Raw genomic sequence first — 562 nt, forward strand, 5'->3', positions numbered from 1 at the left:
TCAGCTACGGGCTCGATGCGTTGGTCTGCCAGTGCGGTCTGCCCGACTGCGAGGCCGCCGACCACCCGGCCCCCACTCCCAACACCACCGTCTACCTCATCACCGAGGCCAGCACCCTCGACCACACTCAAGCCGCCGCGGCCGAGGCAGCCAAAAAGGACAAGCCCGGCGAGCGGGCGAACCGGCCCACGGCGACGGCGAGGGCGAGCCGGTCGAGCCGGCCGACGGCGAGGGGGCCGAGAACGACCCGGTCGCAGCGCCTGCGCAGCTGCGCCCGGGACCCGTCGGTGAGCAAGCATCGGACGTCGAGCAAGCCGCCGGCGTCGAGCATGCCCAAGCCGAGCCCAAGCCGGCGCCAAAAGCCGCCCTGCTCTTCGGTGCCGGGCTGATCCCGGCCGCCGGGCTACACCCGCTGCTGGGCAACGCCCGCATCCGCGAAATCATCCACCCTGGCAACAGCCCCGCCGAACCGCGCTACATCCCCTCCCGAACCCTGGCCGAGTTCATCCGCTGCCGCGACCTGACCTGTCGCTTCCCGCACTGCGACATCCCGGCCACCACA

General features: G+C 71.9%; 1 pseudogene. It reads left to right on the forward strand.

The features are described from left to right. Positions 1 to 389, forward strand: a pseudogene (locus ACQI46_RS25605) (hypothetical protein); the annotation flags it as partial. Positions 390 to 562 lie beyond the last annotated feature (173 nt).

Source organism: Mycobacterium sp. SMC-4, assembly GCF_050205565.1.
Lineage (GTDB): Bacteria > Actinomycetota > Actinomycetes > Mycobacteriales > Mycobacteriaceae > Mycobacterium.